Raw genomic sequence first — 14,760 nt, forward strand, 5'->3', positions numbered from 1 at the left:
TCCGCACCGTCATTCCGGGACAGCGCCTGACGCTGGGCCCGGAATGACGATGGACGGTCGTAGGCTTCCCCTGTTTTTGACGCCATTCATCCGAAAGAGCACACACGCCCCTCTGTTCAGAGGGCTCGCTCAGCAGGGATTTCCGATAAGGAAAGCGCCGTGCGTCGCCCGGATCAGGTTGACGGCTGCTCCGGCAACGGTGCCAGCCGAGGGATCAGGGATCCGGTGGCCTCGCTTGAAAGGATAGCCCGATGACCGCTCGCCCGTTGCTTGTCGCAGCTGTGCTCCTCTTTCCCCTGGCGGCGACCTCCCATGCGGCGGCACATTCTTTGCCGGCCGAAGCCGCGATCAATCCTGTCGCTCGCACCCAGAATGCCGTCGCCGCGACACCCGGTGAAAGCCGCGTGGCCGGACGCGGGCGTTCGCAAGGGGCTCCGGCCTCCCGGCCGGCCAGGAGGAAGCACCCGGTCAACAGGTCCCAGGACAACGGCTGAAGATCGACACAGGAAGACGGCGCCCGTGCGCCGGCGTCGCGCGAGCGACGGCATAGGCGGACACTGCCGTCTTAATCGACCCGCACCCAACCGGGGGCGAGCAGGCGCTCCTGAGGCTTGAAGCGGGCCTTGTAGCCCATCTTCTTCGAGCCCTCGACCCAGTAGCCGAGATACAGATAGGGCAATCCCATGGCCCTGGCCCGCGCGATATGGTCGAGGATGATGAAGGTGCCGAGGCTGCGGCTCTGAAGGTCGGGGTCGTAGAAGGAGTAGACCATCGAGAGGCCGTCGCTCATCTCGTCGGTCAGGCAGACGGCAATGAGATCGCCCGTACCCTTTCCCGTGATGCCGCTGTCGATGCCGCGGCGGCGGTACTCGATGATCCGCGTGTCCACATGGCTGTCCTCGACCATCATGGAATAGTCCAGCACCGTCATGTCGGCCATGCCGCCATCGGCGTGGCGGGCATCGAGATAACGGCGAAACAGCGAATATTGCTCGGAGGACGGCCGGTTCGGCAGGGCGTGTCCGATCAGGTCGCTGTTCTCGCGGAGCACACGCCGCAGGTTCGCGGAAGGTTGAAACTCGTCGACGATGACGCGGACCGATACGCAGGCGCGGCACGTGTCGCAGGCGGGACGGTAGGCGATGGTCTGGGAACGACGGAAGCCGCCCTGCGTCAGGATCTCGTTGAGTTCGCGGCCGCGTCGCCCGACGATGTGGGTGAACACTTTCCGCTCCTCCTTGCCGGGCAGGTACGGGCACGAGGACGGAGAGGTCAGGTAGAATTGCGGTGCGTCGCGAGGCTGACTCGTCAAGCTTTTATTGCCCCATGGAGGAACCTTGAGCGTCGACTCAACGCCCAAGGATAACATTGGTGCCAGCGGCGTCCACAAAAAGGGGCCGCAGGCAAAATGCCCCGATTGCCGCAGGCCTGGTCGGTCAGCCGCGAACGACCATCATTCCTGTGACGAGGTCCCGGATGAAGCGGCGGTCGTCGCGGGCAAGCCCGACGATGACGTCGCAGGCCCAGAGCAGGAAAGTGGAGATCGCCACATAGAAGAGAAGGGCATGGACCGCCGCCGCGAGCATGCTCACGGGCCGGCCCGTGTCCGGATCGACGACGCGCAACCCCATGGCGCGCATGCCGACCGTGGCCTGGGAAGACCCGCCCACCGTCAGCGCGTTGTAGAGCACGAAGGTCAGGCCGGCGATGGGGAGGCCGATTGCGAGAACGAGCCAGGTGAGTCCGAGCGTGAGTGGCCCCAGGACGACCAGGGCGAGGCAGACCAGCACGAACCAGAACGAAATCACGACGAGATCGATCAGGTAGGCCCAGAACCGGCGGCTGATCACGCCCTCGGTCGCATAGCGCTCGTAGACATAGGCCGTCGGGTTGATGGTCGGTACGGGCCGCATGGCCATGGATGGCTCCTCTCAGTAGGCGGTCTCCGACAGGCAGTGGGAATCGATCCGTCTCGGAGCGAGTCCGTCCGCCGCCAGGGCTTCGAATATCTCCCATGTATGTTGTCTGTCACGGGTTTCGATAGTGATGTCGATCGAAACGCCCTTGGCGGGCACATCGAGGAAAAGCCGCCCGTGGGATACTTCGAGAATATTGGCGCCGAGATCCCCGAGCCGGGTCGCCACCTTCCCGAGAAGACCCGGGCGGTCGTTCGACGTGATGCGGAACGACGTGATGCGCTCGTCCCGCTCCAGTTCGCGCACCATCACGGAAGCGAGAATGCGCGCGTCGATGTTGCCGCCGCACAGCACGAGGCCGACCCTCTTGCCCTTGAACCGGTCGGGCTGGGAGAGCATGGCGGCAAGACCCGCCGCGCCCGCCCCCTCGGCCATGGTTCGCTGCAGGGTGGCATAGGCGTTGACCGCCCGTTCGATCAGAGGTTCCTCGACCAGGATGATGTCGGAGACGAGTTCCTTGACGATGGGAAGCGGCAATTGTCCCACGGCCTTGACCGCGATGCCTTCGGCAAGGGTCGCTCCGCCGATCGGGCGGTCCTCGTGGCGGATCGCATTCTGGAAGGAAGGATAGAGCGCCGCCTCGACGCCGATGATTTCGACCGAGAGTTTCAGAGCCTTGGCAGCGACAGCGATGCCCGAAATCAGCCCGCCGCCGCCGATGGGGACCACGATCTGGTCGAGGTCGGGAGCATCCTCCAGCATCTCGAGGGCGATGGTGCCCTGGCCGGACATGACCCTGGCATCGTCGTAGGGGTGGACGAAGACGAGCTTCTCCTCGGCCGCGATCTCCCGCGCCCGGTCGGCGGCTTCGTAAAGGGTCTCGCCGTGAAGGATGACGCGGGCACCGTACGAGCGGGTGTTCTCGGCCTTCACCAAGGGTGTGCCCTCGGGCATCACGATGGTGGCGGGAATCCCGAGACGCCGGGCGTGATAGGCCACGGCCTGGGCATGGTTGCCGGCGGACATGGCAATGACGCCGCGCCGACGCTCCTCCGGCGTCAGGCTCTCGAGCTTGACCACGGCGCCGCGCTCCTTGAACGAGCCCGTCGGCTGCATGTTCTCGTGCTTCACGAGGACAGTTGCCCCCGTCAGCTGCGACAGGCGGGGCGAGGGGACGAGGGGCGTTCGCAGCACCTGCCCGCGAATGATGCTCGCGGCGTTCTTCACGTCGTCGATGGTGATGGCATGTTGCGCCAAGGCTTCCTCCGGTTCTTGTCGTTGTTCGTCAAACGGCGCGAGGCGTCAGATCCTTCATGCCGAGCAAGCCGCCCGGACGAAAGATCAGGAAGATCACCAGGGCTGCATAGAGCGCCACGTCGCGAGCCTCGATGGGTAGATAAGCGGACCAGGCCGTTTCGAACAATCCTACCGCAACGCCACCCAGGAGGGCTCCAGGAATTGACCCGATTCCACCGATGATGGCCGCAATCAGCGCCTTCAGCCCGTACTGGAAGCCCCCGGCGAAGCCCAATCCGCCATATTGCGCGACGATCAGCATTCCCGACAGACCAGCCATGGCTCCTGCGAGCGCCAGGGTCTGGACTAGGAGTCGCTCCCCATCGACTCCGAAGAGTACTGCGGCGCGAGCGTCGTCCGCATAGGCCCTCCACGCGAGGCCGAATTCCGTGGCCTTCATGATCCAGATGAGGCTCAGGGATGCGAACAGGCCGATGGCTGCGGTGACAAGGGAGATTGGCGTCAGTGTGACCAGAAAGCCGCCGGCGCGGGCGAGAGGCCATTGCTCCGACCAGACCGGCGGCAGCCACACCGTAACCGGGCTCTGCACGAGCCTGAGATATTCCATCAGGAACAGCGAGAGACCGACGGTCGCGATCAGGCTCGGCTGGGTGCTTGCCGTCCTGATCCGGCCGATGGTGAAATAGCCTCCTACGGCACTGTGGATCGCGCCGGCAAACAGGGCCGCCAGCAACCCCGCGGCGAGCCCAATCACGGGGGCGCCGATGCCGAGGGCGACGGCCACGGCGACACCCGCCACGGTCGCGGCGGAGCCGATGGCGGCGAGTTCACCGAAGGCGAGGTTGATGCGGCCGCTCAGGCCGAAAACCAGGGCGAAAGCGACGGAGAGAAGCGCGTAGATCGCCGTCCGCGGCAAACTGGTGGCCAGCTGCTGCAGGGAATAGGCGGCCTCCCGGGGGATTTCCGCGACCTCGGCAAGGGGTGGGCTGCCAGGATCCCCGGCGACGCCCTCCGGAGTTTCAATGTAGTAATGCTTCAGAAGGTAGAGGCTCGCTCCCGAGATCGGACCTCTCTCGGTGGACAACTCCGTCAGTTCCGCCTTGTTCGGGGACAGTCCCTCGGCAGCAAAGCGGCAAGTGGCGAACCGGTCGAGGAGCGGCCGGTCCGGATATTCTGCTGTGTAGAAGATGACGAGGCTTCGCGGAGCCTCACCCCTCTCCACTTGACGGACGGTGATCCGCGCTCCCGGATTGAGGGCCGGCAGGGCAATCCGGCAGATTCGAGTCTGCTCCGCATCGACGGAAAAGGCGCAGCCGGACAGGAGCGCCAGGGCCAGGCAAAGGAGGGCGAGCCGCCATGCCTGGATCGGACCTGGGCGCGCCATGGGACGAGATCGAACTAAGCCTTGAGCTTCTCGGCCACCCTCGGCGCGAAATAGGTCAGGATGCCGTCGGCTCCCGCGCGCTTGAAGGCGAGGAGGCTTTCCATCATCGCCCTTTCCCCGTCGAGCCAGCCATTCGCCGCCGCAGCCTGGATCATCGCGTATTCGCCCGATACCTGATAAGCGAAGGTCGGAACAGCGAAGGTTTCCTTCACGCGCTGGACGATGTCGAGATAGGGCATGCCAGGCTTGACCATGATCATGTCCGCGCCCTCGTCGAGATCGAGCGCGACCTCGCGCAAGGCCTCGTCGGAATTGCCCGGATCCATCTGGTAGGTCCGCTTGTCGCCCACGAGGGTGGCGCTGGTGCCGATGGCATCCCGGAACGGGCCGTAGAAGGCGGAGGCATATTTCGCGGCATAGGCCATGATCTGCACGTCCTGGAAGCCGGCCTCGTCGAGAGCCTGCCGGATCGCGCCGACCCGGCCATCCATCATATCGGAGGGAGCGATGATGTCGGCGCCCGCTTCGGCCTGGATCAGGGCCTGACGCGCAAGAAGAGCCACAGTCTCGTCATTGAGAATGCGCTCACCCGCCATCACTCCATCGTGGCCGTGGCTCGTATAGGGATCGAGGGCCACGTCCGTGATGATGCCGATCTCGGGTACCGCGCGCTTGATCTCGCGCACCGCGCGGCAGACCAGATTGCGGCTGTTAAGGGAATCCGAGCCCGTCGGATCGCGCAGGGAGGGGTCGGTATTGGGGAACAGAGCCAGCGCCGGAATCCGCAAAGCTGCGGCCCGCTCGGCCTCTCGTACCGCCTCGGCGACGGTGAGGCGCTCGACACCCGGCATGGAGCTGACGGGCTCGCGGCCGCTCGCACCCTCCGACAGGAAAATTGGCCAGATCAGATCGTCGACGGTCAGTACGCTCTCCCGCACGAGGCGTCGCGACCAGTCGGCCTTGCGGTTGCGCCGCAGCCGCTGGGTCAGCGACAGGGACGGGGCAGCGGCGTCGTGGAGGGCGGGGCGATGCAGGGGGGACAGCTTCGACATGGATCCTGGTCCGTGGCCGGCCTCATCCGCCGGCGGGTGGCAGAGGGTTAACACATCTGAGCGAGTCTAAAAAAGGGTTCGGCGTCGCATGTGTGGGTTGCAGTGGAGAAGCCCGCCCATCAGGCTTGATTGACGGCCCCGCGCGCACTTGTTCTAAGCCGTAGCGGGCAGACCGGGAGGGCTTCGATGGACGAGAACGCGGACATCCTTTGTGAGAGGCACGGGGCGGCGGGCCTGATCACCCTTCACCGGCCACGGGCGCTCAACGCCCTCAACCTCGTCATGGTGGAGGAGATGACGCGTGCTCTCGAGGCTTGGGAGAAGGACCCGGCCGTCACGCGCGTCATCGTGACGGGTGCAGGCGAAAAGGCTTTCTGTGCCGGCGGGGATATCCGGCATCTGACCGAGCTCGGACGGGCGAACCGGAAGTCGGAGGCGCTCGAATTCTGGCGGAAGGAATACCGGCTCAACGCGTTGATCAAGCGCTATCCGAAGCCCTACATCTCCCTCATCGACGGAATCGTCATGGGCGGAGGCGTCGGCGTCTCTCTCCACGGCAGGTACCGGGTCGCGGGGGAACGCTACCTGTTCGCCATGCCCGAAGTCGGCATCGGCTTCTTTCCCGACGTGGGTGCAACCTACGCATTGCCGCGGTTGCCCGGGGAAACGGGGATGTATATCGCGCTGACCGGCGAGCGGATCCGCCGCGCGGATGCGGTCATGCTGGGGCTCGCGACCCACGCGATGGACAGCGGCAGGGTCGGGGAGGCGAAGGAAGCCCTCGTGGGCGGTGCGCCGGTGGAGGACACATTGAAGGCCATGGCTGTCGATCCTGGCCCAGCACCGCTGGCGGAGCATCGCGACCTGATCGACCGCTGCTTTTCCGGCCACGACGTTTCGGCGATTCTCCGGAATCTCGACGATGCCGCTGCCAAGGGCTCCGCCTTCGCAGCCGGCCTTGCGGCGACCATGCGGACCAAATCCCCCACGAGCCTTTCCATCGCCTTCGAGCAGGTGCGGCGCGGCCGATCCCTCGACTTCAGCGAGGCCATGAAGGTCGAATTCCGCATCGTGTCGCGAGTTGTCGACGGACACGACTTCTACGAGGGCGTGAGGGCGACCCTGATCGATAAGGACGGAAAGCCGCATTGGCAGCCGAACTCATTGGAGAGCGTCGACAAAGCGGTTATCGAAGGCTACTTCGGCGATTTAGGCGCCGGCGAACTGGAGATTGCCTGATGCCCCGTTCCTCCAGCCAGAAGGGTACGCTCGATCTGGCCAAGGACTACGCGTCCGATCGCATCGAGGAGCGTCCGGCCGCGCAGGGGAGCCTGCGCTGGGGCTTCGTGCTGACCTGGTACATGCGCATCCTCTCGATCCTGTGGATCATGAAGGGCCTGAGCGCCTGGGCCGTGATCCTCGGAATCTGGACGCCTGTAGGGCATTTCGAGGCCCGTACCACCGGATATCAGGCCACCATCATCTATTTCGCCCTGATCGACCTCATCGCTGCCGTCGGACTTTGGATGACGAGCACCTGGGGTGGAATCATGTGGTTGCTGGCGGTCATGAGCCATCTGATTCTCGCGGCATTCTTTCCGAGTGTCGTCTCCAGCGGCATTCTCACGATCGCCTTTTTCCTGACTCTCGTGGCCGTCTATCTTGTCATGGCATGGCTCGAAGCGCAGGAGCAGTGACGGTTAAAGCCGTGAAATAATAAAGACTTGCGATTCGTTTTCTCGGGAGCGATCTCAGGATTTTGATCTCAGATTCGGCGAATGTTCACGGAATAGTGTATCCTCAACGACACAGTGTCGGATAAGATTGGCTTGGGCGGCATGGAAGTAGGAGCGAAGCTGCGGACCGGCTGGATTTGCCATAAAACGGCCCCGATGTTCCCTGTTTTCGATACCGTTCCTTAATTCAATCCCGGCATTTTCCGCTGAGATTGAGAGCCCTGGGAAGTTGATTCCTCTGTTTTCGCGTCTCCACCCCTGCAACAACCGGAAAAGCCTGCGCTCATGTTGTCTCGTCGCACCCTCCTGACCGGATCGCTCGCCCTCGTCTTCACGCCGGCGACGGCAGCCCTGGCTCAGCAAATGGCTGGGAACCAGGCCGAGTGGTCGCAGAATTACGAAGCCGTTTCGCGGACCCGCATCCAGCGCACGACGACGCCGATGCTGTCGGCCGATACCCTCGGCGCCACGGAGCAGATGATCGCGCGCTACCGGGATATTTCCGCACGCGGTGGTTGGCAGCCCGTTCGCGGTGTCGATGGAATGCGGGTCGGCTCCAAGAGCCCGGCGGTGATGGCACTGCGCCAGCGCCTGATCATCACCGGCGACCTCGACCCGGCAGCCGGCGAATCCCCGGTCTACGATTCCTATGTCGAGGCCGGTGTCCGCCGCTTCCAGGCCCGGCACGGCCTCAGCTCGACCGGCACCATGACCGCTGCGACGGTGGCAGCGATGAACGTGCCGGTCGATGTCCGCATTCGCCAGCTCGAGATCAACGTGGTCCGCCTGCGCAGCTTCTCGGGCAATCTCGGCAACCGTTACGTCAGCGTGAACATTCCCGCCGCTCTCGTCGAGACGGTGGAGGGCGGTGCTGTCCATACCCGCCATGCCGCGGGCGTGGGCAAGATCGACCGCCAGTCTCCGATCATGAATGCGAAGGTGCAGGAGGTGAATTTCAACCCCTTCTGGACCGTTCCGGCCTCCATCATCCGCAAGGACCTGATCCCGAAGATGCAGAAGGAGCCGAACTACCTGACGGAAAACAAGATCCGCATCTTCAACGGGAATACGGAGCTGAGCCCGAGCCAGGTCAATTGGTTCTCCGACGAGGCGACCCGCTACCGCTTCCGCCAGGATCCGGGCGGCGAATTGAACTCGATGGGCTTCGTGCGCATCAACATCCCGAACCCGCACGGGGTTTATATGCACGACACGCCGTCGAAGGGTATCTTCGGCGACGATTTCCGCTTCGTGTCCTCCGGCTGCGTGCGCGTGCAGAATGTCCGCGACTACATCGAGTGGCTGCTGAAGGACACGCCCGGCTGGAGCCGCGAACAGATCGACGCCGCCTTCAAGTCCGGTGAGCGGATCGATGCGCGGCTGTCTCAGCCTGTCAACATCTACTGGGTGTACATCACCGCCTGGGCGACCCCGGACGGCCTCGTCCAGTTCCGTGACGACATCTACAACAAGGATGGCCTCGGAAGCTCGATCCCCGTGGCAAGCCGGGTCCCGAACGAGCCCGACCAGGAGATGTTCCTGCAAAACTGAGGGTGGGGGGTACATGTCCACCTGACGGGTCGTCCCGTCAGGTGTCGCCCCGCAGGAGAGGCGCCTGCCTCTCGACGAGTGAAAGGATCGCGTCCGCGGCTGTCCGCACGGCTGGGACGGTGCGTGCATCCGGCCTCATCACCAGCCAGAGTTCGCGCGTCAGGACGCAAGGGGCGGAACAGCGGACGAGTCCCGTTTCCGGTTGCGCAAGATAGCTCGGCAGCAAGGCGACGCCGATGCCAGCCACTGCCGCTGCCAATTGAATCGTGTGGCTGCTTCCGCGAAAGACGATATGTCGTGGCGCACCGTGGCTTGTTAGCCAGAGTGCTTCCGGCAGATGGCGTTGGGCTTCATCGAAGCCGATGTAGTCCCAGCTCTGCGGATCACTGCCCGTCCGCTCCAGATAGGCGGAGGCGGCGTAGAGGCTGTAACCCAGAATGGCGAGCCTCCGGGTCAGCGCCTCATCGCCCTCGGGACGGGCGAGCCGCAAGGCCAGATCGGCCTGCCTTCGCGCCAGGCTGGCATTCATCGGGCTGGCGATCACCTCGATGGCAATCCCTGGGTGAGTTCTCCGCAACTCACCGAGACGCGGCACCAGAAAGCGCTCAGCCAGAGCGGGCGTCGCCGCGATACGGACGGAGCCGCTCAAGCCTTTCAACGATCGAGCCTGGTCGACCAGACCCACGGCAGCCTTCTCCATCGCGCGCGCATCCTCCAGGATCCGCTCGCCAGCAGCAGTCAGCACGTAGCCGTCGGGACGACGTTCGAACAGAGGCTGTTCCAGGGTCGCCTCGAGATGGGCAAGCCTGCGCGACACGGTCGCGTGATTGACCCGAAGGCTCCGCGCCACGCCGGACAGGGTGCCTTGTCGCGCGAGTTCGCCAAAGAAGCGGATATCGTCCCAATCGAGACTTGTGCGTTTTTGATCAGACATCGTGCGAAGATAGATAATTTTCGCGCAAGATACCATGCGCGAGGATTGGGGCGTCGAAATCCTGAACGGAGGAATCCTGTGACTGACATTCCGAAGACACTTCTCGAGATCGCGGGCGCCCCGCGCGACGCTAGCCCCCTCGATCGCTCTGTCCTCGTGATCGTGGACGCACAGCTCGAATACACGATCGGCAAGCTGCCTCTCGCCGGCGTCGAGGCCGCCATCGAGGAGGCCGCGCGTCTGCTGTCGCGAGCGCGGGCGCACCATGTCCCGGTGATCCACGTGGTTCAGCATTCGAGTCCGGGGCGACCCCTGTTCGATCCCACGACGCCCTTCGCCGAAATCGATCCGCGTCTCGCTCCCCGTGAGGGGGAGGCAATCGTGATCAAGACGCTGCCCAATTCCTTCGCGGGCACGACTCTATCCGCAGATCTGAAGGCTATCGCCCGGGAGACCGGCCGCGGCGAGCTGATTCTCGCGGGCTTCATGAGCCATATGTGTATCAGTGCGACGGCGCGGGCGGCCCTGGATCTCGGGATCCGTACGACGATCGTCGCCGCCGCGACGGCCAGCCGTGACCTCCCGGACCCCCTCGGCGGGATCATCCCGGCCCAAACCGTTCATCGGACGGCGCTGGCCGAACTGGCGGACCGGTTCGCGATCGTGGCAGCGGATACGGATGCCCTGCCGGAAACGCGTCGAAACGCTGCGTGAGATCGTTCTGCCGGTGAAGCGGCCCGTCCCGAGGCGGGCCGTTTTGTCTGTCCGCGCCTCACCTGCTAAAGGGCGAGTCGACGACCGCTGGTGGCCGTCCATCGAAGCACAACAGGCGGCTCACGGGTCATGACGGTCAAAGACAGCAACGGCACCCCTCTGAACGACGGCGATTCCGTCACCCTCATCAAGGACCTCAAGGTGAAGGGCACGTCCGTCACGCTGAAGCGGGGGACGCTGATCAGGAACATTCAGCTCACCGACAACGAGGAGGAGATCGAGGGTCGGGCCGAGAAGGTCAAAGGCCTCGTTCTGAAGACGTGCTTCCTGAAGAAAGCGTGACCTGGGCCAGGATTTCTTCGGGCGGATGGAAGGGGACCGTGATCGCGTCCGGACTTTCGATCGCGTCCCATCCGTCCCATCTAAGGAACACCTGCACTCTCGCGGCAAAGGGCGGCTTGGCGCTCCCGCTCCGCGCGTGATAAAGCCCCTGGCAGGTCGGCGAAGCTCTCCTGAGAGCGGCAGAAGGTTTACATTTCCATGAGCGAAGCGGCACGCAGTCACCTGTCCAACAGCTTTTTCTCGGCAAGCCTCGCCGACAGCGACCCTGAGATCGCCCGCGCCATCGGGCTCGAACTCGGGCGCCAGCGTGAGGAGATCGAGCTGATTGCCTCGGAGAACATCGTTTCGAGGGCGGTCCTGGAGGCCCAGGGCTCGGTCATGACCAACAAATATGCGGAGGGCTATCCCGGCCGCCGCTATTACGGGGGCTGCCAGTTCGTCGACATGGCCGAGGAACTCGCCATCGAGCGCGCGAAGCGGCTGTTCGACTGCAAATTCGCCAATGTGCAGCCCAATTCCGGCAGCCAGGCCAATCAGGCCGTCTTCATGGCCCTCATGAAGCCCGGCGACACCTTCATGGGCCTCGATCTCGCCTGCGGCGGCCACCTAACCCACGGTTCCCCGGTCAACATGTCTGGCAAGTGGTTCAACGTCGTCAGCTACAAGGTCCGCGAGAGCGACCAGATCATCGACATGGACGAGGTCGCGCGTCTGGCCCGCGAGCATAAGCCGAAGGTGATCGTGGCCGGCGGCTCGGCCTATTCCCGGTTCTGGGATTTTGCCCGCTTCCGCGAGATCGCGGACGAAGTCGGGGCCTTCTTCATGGTCGATATCGCCCATTTTGCGGGCCTCGTGGCCGGCGGCGCGCACCCGTCGCCGTTCCCCCACGCCCACGTGGTCACGACCACAACCCATAAGACTCTGCGCGGCCCGCGGGGCGGCATGATTCTCACCAACGAGGAGGATCTGGCCAAGAAGATCAACTCGGCCATCTTCCCTGGTCTCCAGGGCGGCCCGCTCATGCATGTGATCGCGGCGAAGGCGGTGGCATTCGGCGAGGCCCTGCGGCCTGAATTCAAGCTCTATGCCCGCTCTGTCGTCGAGAACGCCAAGGTTCTTGCCGACACCATGGTGTCCAACGGCTACGCCATCGTCGCCGGTGGCACCGACAACCACCTCATGCTGGTCGACCTGAGGCCGAAGAAGCTCACCGGCAAGGCCGCCGAGGCCGCGCTCGGGCGCGCGCACATCACCTGCAACAAGAACGGCGTGCCCTTCGACCCCGAGAAGCCAATGGTGACCTCGGGAATCCGTCTCGGTACGCCGGCGGCGACCTCCCGTGGCTTCGGCGTCGCCGAGTTCCGCCGGGTGGGGGAGCTGATCGTCGAAACTCTCGACGGCCTCGCCAAGCATGGCGAGGAGGCCAATGCCGGGGTCGAGGACACGGTCAAGCACCGCGTGCATGAGCTGACACGCCGCTTCCCGATCTACGGCTGAGGAACGGGCGACCGACATGCGCTGCCCCTATTGCGGGAGCCTGGACACCCAGGTGAAGGATTCCCGGCCGACGGATGATTCCTCGGCCATCCGGCGCCGGCGCATCTGCCCCGATTGCGGCGGCCGGTTCACGACCTTCGAGCGGGTCCAGTTGCGCGAACTCTTCGTGCTGAAGCGTTCCGGCCGTCGCGTGCCTTTCGACCGCGACAAGCTCGAGCGCTCGGTGGAAGTAGCCCTGCGCAAGCGTCCGGTCGAGCCCGAACGGGTCGAGCGCATGATCAACGGCATCGTGCGCCAGCTCGAGAGCATGGGCGATGCCGAAGTGCCGAGCGAGACCGTGGGCGAACTGGTGATGGAAGGCCTGAAGGGTCTCGACGATGTCGCCTATGTGCGTTTCGCGTCGGTCTACAAGAACTTCCGCGAGGCCAAGGACTTCGAAGAGATTCTCGGCCGGTTGGCCAGTGACGAGCCCGAGGGGGAGGCGTCCGCGCCGAAGAAGAACCCGGTGCAGTCGGATTGATGTCTTCGTTCACCCCTGCCGAGGACGCCTCGCCGGACAGGTCCGCTCGGGACCGCCGCCTCATGGCTCTCGCCATCGCCCTTGGCGCCCGCAATCTGGGACTGACATGGCCGAACCCGTCCGTCGGATCGGTCGTGGTTCGGGATCTCGGCAGCGGGCCGCTAATCCTGTCGGAAGGGGCAACTCAGCCCGGCGGGCGTCCCCATGCCGAGCGCGTCGCTCTGGCGGCTGCAGGCGACAACGCCCGCGGCGCGACGCTCTACGTCTCCCTGGAACCCTGCTCCCATCACGGCAAGAGTCCGCCCTGCATCGATGCCATCATGGCGGCGCGAATTGCCCGCGTGGTTTCTGCGATCCAGGATCCCGACGACCGGGTCGCGGGGCAGGGCCATGACCGGCTGCGGCAGGCGGGCATCGCCGTCGATGTGGGCTGCATGGCCGGCGAGGCGCTCCGTGCCCATCGGGGTCATATCACGCGCGTGACGAAGGGCCGGCCGGCCGTGACCGTGAAGCTCGCCCGGACGACGGAGGGCTTCGCAGGCGCCCGCAGCGGACCGCGCCTGATGATTACCGGCGAGACGGCCAATGGACGCGTCCACCTGATGCGCGCCCATGCGGATGCCGTCATGGCCGGGATCGGCACCGTTTTGGCCGACGATCCGCTTCTCACGGTGCGGTTGCCGGGTCTGGAGGCGCGCTCGCCGGTCCGCGTCATCCTGGACAGCAACCTGCAGATTCCACTCCTGTCGAACGTCGTTAAGGGCGCACGGAGGCATCCGACCTGGGTCCTTACGACCCTCGCGGCCCCGGCCCAGGCAGAGTCCGCTCTTCTCCAGGCGGGAGTCGAGGTCCTGCGCGTGCCTGCGGACAGTGAAGGGCGCGTGTCGCTTCCGGAGGCCTTGCGCCTCCTGGGTGGGCGCGGCCTGACCCGCGTCTTCTGCGAGGGCGGGCCTGCGTTGGCCAATGCCCTGGCGCAGCACGGTCTCGTGGACGATCTCGTTCTCGTGACCGGAGGCTCGGGGCGCGGCAGGGGCGATGTTCCGGCCTTGGGTCTGGCGCTTCAGGAAAAGATGGACGAGCTGCGCCTCGTCGGGGAGGAGCAGTTGGGCTCCGATTTGTTCATGTTCTGGGAGAGACCCTGATGTTCACGGGGATCATTACCGATGTCGGCGACGTCGTTGCGGCCGAGGGCGCGCAAGGGACGTTGCGGCGCCTTCGGATCAACGCATCCTATGATCCCGCCTCGATCGCGCTCGGCGCATCCATTGCCTGCGGCGGGCCATGCCTGACCGTGGTGGCGGTCGGAAAGCGCGACGACGGCGGCTGCTGGTTCGATGTGGATGCAGCGAGCGAGACACTCGAGCGCACCACCGTGCCTTTCTGGGAGGCCGGGACCCGGATCAACCTGGAGAGATCCCTGAAGATCGGCGACGAACTCGGCGGTCACATCGTCACAGGTCACGTGGACGGTGTCGCGACCATCGTCGCGCGGGAGGCGATCACGGCCGGCGATGATCCATGGGGGCCCACCGCACGGTTCTACATCAAGGCACCGGCGGCGCTGGCCCCCTTCATCGCCGAAAAAGGGTCCGTCTGTCTCGATGGCACGTCTCTTACCGTGAACTCCGTCAAGGACGACGTGTTCTCGGTTCTCATCATTCCGCACACCCTTTCGGTCACCACCTGGGGAGAGCGCCAGGTGGGCGACCTGCTCAATCTCGAGGTCGATCTGATGGCACGATACGCCGCACGGCTTGCGGAGGCGCGCCGGGCGGGGTAGGGGACGCGCGGCACCTCCTCGTATAGAGCGTAATGCCCCCGATCCTGAGGAGGATTGCAAAGCAATCCGGCTCGAAG

16 protein-coding genes are annotated in these 14,760 nt (G+C 64.8%); 10 read left to right on the top strand and 6 right to left on the bottom strand.

Annotation, left to right across the window (positions count from 1 at the left end):
• The first annotated feature begins 251 nt into the window (after window positions 1-251).
• Window positions 252-494: a hypothetical protein gene (locus tag AC522E_RS09045; RefSeq protein ID WP_500750085.1), complete on the top strand. Its 243-nt coding sequence runs from the start codon at window positions 252-254 to the stop codon at window positions 492-494.
• 71 nt (window positions 495-565) lie between these two features.
• On the opposite strand, the gene AC522E_RS09050 is transcribed toward AC522E_RS09045, so the two are convergent.
• From AC522E_RS09050 to hemB, 5 genes are all read right to left on the bottom strand, one after another.
• Complete coding sequence (locus AC522E_RS09050; protein WP_500750086.1) at window positions 566-1,312, bottom strand: arginyltransferase; 747 nt, start codon at window positions 1,310-1,312, stop codon at window positions 566-568.
• Between the two features lie 124 nt (window positions 1,313-1,436).
• Window positions 1,437-1,919, bottom strand: a complete 483-nt coding sequence (locus AC522E_RS09055; RefSeq protein WP_500750088.1) for an RDD family protein — start codon at window positions 1,917-1,919, stop codon at window positions 1,437-1,439.
• Window positions 1,920-1,931: 12 nt separating this feature from the next.
• Window positions 1,932-3,173, bottom strand: a complete 1,242-nt coding sequence (locus AC522E_RS09060; protein WP_500750089.1) for a threonine ammonia-lyase — start codon at window positions 3,171-3,173, stop codon at window positions 1,932-1,934.
• 28 nt (window positions 3,174-3,201) lie between these two features.
• On the bottom strand, window positions 3,202-4,557 hold the full coding sequence (locus AC522E_RS09065) for a branched-chain amino acid ABC transporter permease (protein WP_500750090.1): 1,356 nt from the start codon (window positions 4,555-4,557) through the stop codon (window positions 3,202-3,204).
• A gap of 14 nt (window positions 4,558-4,571) precedes the next feature.
• Window positions 4,572-5,609, bottom strand: coding sequence for a porphobilinogen synthase (gene hemB / locus AC522E_RS09070; RefSeq protein WP_500750091.1), 1,038 nt, complete (start codon window positions 5,607-5,609; stop codon window positions 4,572-4,574).
• Window positions 5,610-5,795: 186 nt separating this feature from the next.
• On the opposite strand from hemB, the gene AC522E_RS09075 reads away from it, so the two are divergent.
• From AC522E_RS09075 to AC522E_RS09085, 3 genes are all read left to right on the top strand, one after another.
• Entirely contained in the window at window positions 5,796-6,848 is a 1,053-nt protein-coding gene (locus AC522E_RS09075; protein WP_500750092.1) for an enoyl-CoA hydratase/isomerase family protein, read from the top strand.
• Entirely contained in the window at window positions 6,848-7,306 is a 459-nt protein-coding gene (locus AC522E_RS09080) for a DUF6163 family protein (protein ID WP_500750093.1), read from the top strand. Before AC522E_RS09075 ends, AC522E_RS09080 begins: the two co-directional genes overlap by 1 nt.
• Before the next feature lie 324 nt (window positions 7,307-7,630).
• On the top strand, window positions 7,631-8,896 hold the full coding sequence (locus AC522E_RS09085) for a L,D-transpeptidase family protein (protein WP_500750094.1): 1,266 nt from the start codon (window positions 7,631-7,633) through the stop codon (window positions 8,894-8,896).
• A 37-nt stretch (window positions 8,897-8,933) separates the two neighbouring features.
• Here AC522E_RS09085 and AC522E_RS09090 read toward each other — a convergent pair whose 3' ends face one another.
• Window positions 8,934-9,830: a LysR family transcriptional regulator gene (locus AC522E_RS09090; RefSeq protein WP_500750095.1), complete on the bottom strand. Its 897-nt coding sequence runs from the start codon at window positions 9,828-9,830 to the stop codon at window positions 8,934-8,936.
• A gap of 78 nt (window positions 9,831-9,908) precedes the next feature.
• Here AC522E_RS09090 and AC522E_RS09095 point away from each other — a divergent pair, with 78 nt between their 5' ends.
• The 6 genes from AC522E_RS09095 (at window position 9,909) to AC522E_RS09120 (ending at window position 14,683) form a co-directional block, all read left to right on the top strand.
• Entirely contained in the window at window positions 9,909-10,544 is a 636-nt protein-coding gene (locus tag AC522E_RS09095; RefSeq protein WP_500750096.1) for a cysteine hydrolase family protein, read from the top strand.
• A 129-nt stretch (window positions 10,545-10,673) separates the two neighbouring features.
• Window positions 10,674-10,886 carry an alkylphosphonate utilization protein gene (locus AC522E_RS09100; RefSeq protein ID WP_500750098.1) on the top strand — a complete coding sequence of 71 codons (213 nt, stop codon included), beginning with the start codon at window positions 10,674-10,676 and terminating at the stop codon, window positions 10,884-10,886.
• 198 nt (window positions 10,887-11,084) lie between these two features.
• Entirely contained in the window at window positions 11,085-12,383 is a 1,299-nt protein-coding gene (gene glyA, locus AC522E_RS09105; protein WP_500750099.1) for a serine hydroxymethyltransferase, read from the top strand.
• 16 nt (window positions 12,384-12,399) lie between these two features.
• Window positions 12,400-12,903: a transcriptional regulator NrdR gene (gene nrdR / locus AC522E_RS09110; RefSeq protein WP_500750100.1), complete on the top strand. Its 504-nt coding sequence runs from the start codon at window positions 12,400-12,402 to the stop codon at window positions 12,901-12,903.
• Complete coding sequence (gene ribD, locus AC522E_RS09115) at window positions 12,903-14,045, top strand: bifunctional diaminohydroxyphosphoribosylaminopyrimidine deaminase/5-amino-6-(5-phosphoribosylamino)uracil reductase RibD (protein WP_500750101.1); 1,143 nt, start codon at window positions 12,903-12,905, stop codon at window positions 14,043-14,045. The genes nrdR and ribD overlap by 1 nt, the downstream gene beginning before the upstream one ends.
• Window positions 14,045-14,683 (top strand): riboflavin synthase, encoded by a 639-nt coding sequence (locus AC522E_RS09120; RefSeq protein WP_500750102.1) that lies wholly within the window; start codon window positions 14,045-14,047, stop codon window positions 14,681-14,683. The genes ribD and AC522E_RS09120 overlap by 1 nt, the downstream gene beginning before the upstream one ends.
• Window positions 14,684-14,760: the final 77 nt, after the last annotated feature.

Source organism: Microvirga sp. BF8, from assembly GCF_059888585.1.

Bases quoted from the DNA above. Each gene is read 5' to 3' on its own strand.
- AC522E_RS09045 (WP_500750085.1), top strand. From the start codon at position 252: ATGACCGCTCGCCCGTTGCTTGTCGCAGCTGTGCTCCTCTTTCCCCTG.
- AC522E_RS09055 (WP_500750088.1), bottom strand. From the start codon at position 1,919: ATGGCCATGCGGCCCGTACCGACCATCAACCCGACGGCCTATGTCTAC.
- AC522E_RS09065 (WP_500750090.1), bottom strand. From the start codon at position 4,557: ATGGCGCGCCCAGGTCCGATCCAGGCATGGCGGCTCGCCCTCCTTTGC.
- hemB (WP_500750091.1), bottom strand. From the start codon at position 5,609: ATGTCGAAGCTGTCCCCCCTGCATCGCCCCGCCCTCCACGACGCCGCT.
- AC522E_RS09075 (WP_500750092.1), top strand. From the start codon at position 5,796: ATGGACGAGAACGCGGACATCCTTTGTGAGAGGCACGGGGCGGCGGGC.
- AC522E_RS09080 (WP_500750093.1), top strand. From the start codon at position 6,848: ATGCCCCGTTCCTCCAGCCAGAAGGGTACGCTCGATCTGGCCAAGGAC.
- AC522E_RS09085 (WP_500750094.1), top strand. From the start codon at position 7,631: ATGTTGTCTCGTCGCACCCTCCTGACCGGATCGCTCGCCCTCGTCTTC.
- AC522E_RS09090 (WP_500750095.1), bottom strand. From the start codon at position 9,830: ATGTCTGATCAAAAACGCACAAGTCTCGATTGGGACGATATCCGCTTC.
- AC522E_RS09100 (WP_500750098.1), top strand. From the start codon at position 10,674: ATGACGGTCAAAGACAGCAACGGCACCCCTCTGAACGACGGCGATTCC.
- glyA (WP_500750099.1), top strand. From the start codon at position 11,085: ATGAGCGAAGCGGCACGCAGTCACCTGTCCAACAGCTTTTTCTCGGCA.
- nrdR (WP_500750100.1), top strand. From the start codon at position 12,400: ATGCGCTGCCCCTATTGCGGGAGCCTGGACACCCAGGTGAAGGATTCC.
- ribD (WP_500750101.1), top strand. From the start codon at position 12,903: ATGTCTTCGTTCACCCCTGCCGAGGACGCCTCGCCGGACAGGTCCGCT.
- AC522E_RS09120 (WP_500750102.1), top strand. From the start codon at position 14,045: ATGTTCACGGGGATCATTACCGATGTCGGCGACGTCGTTGCGGCCGAG.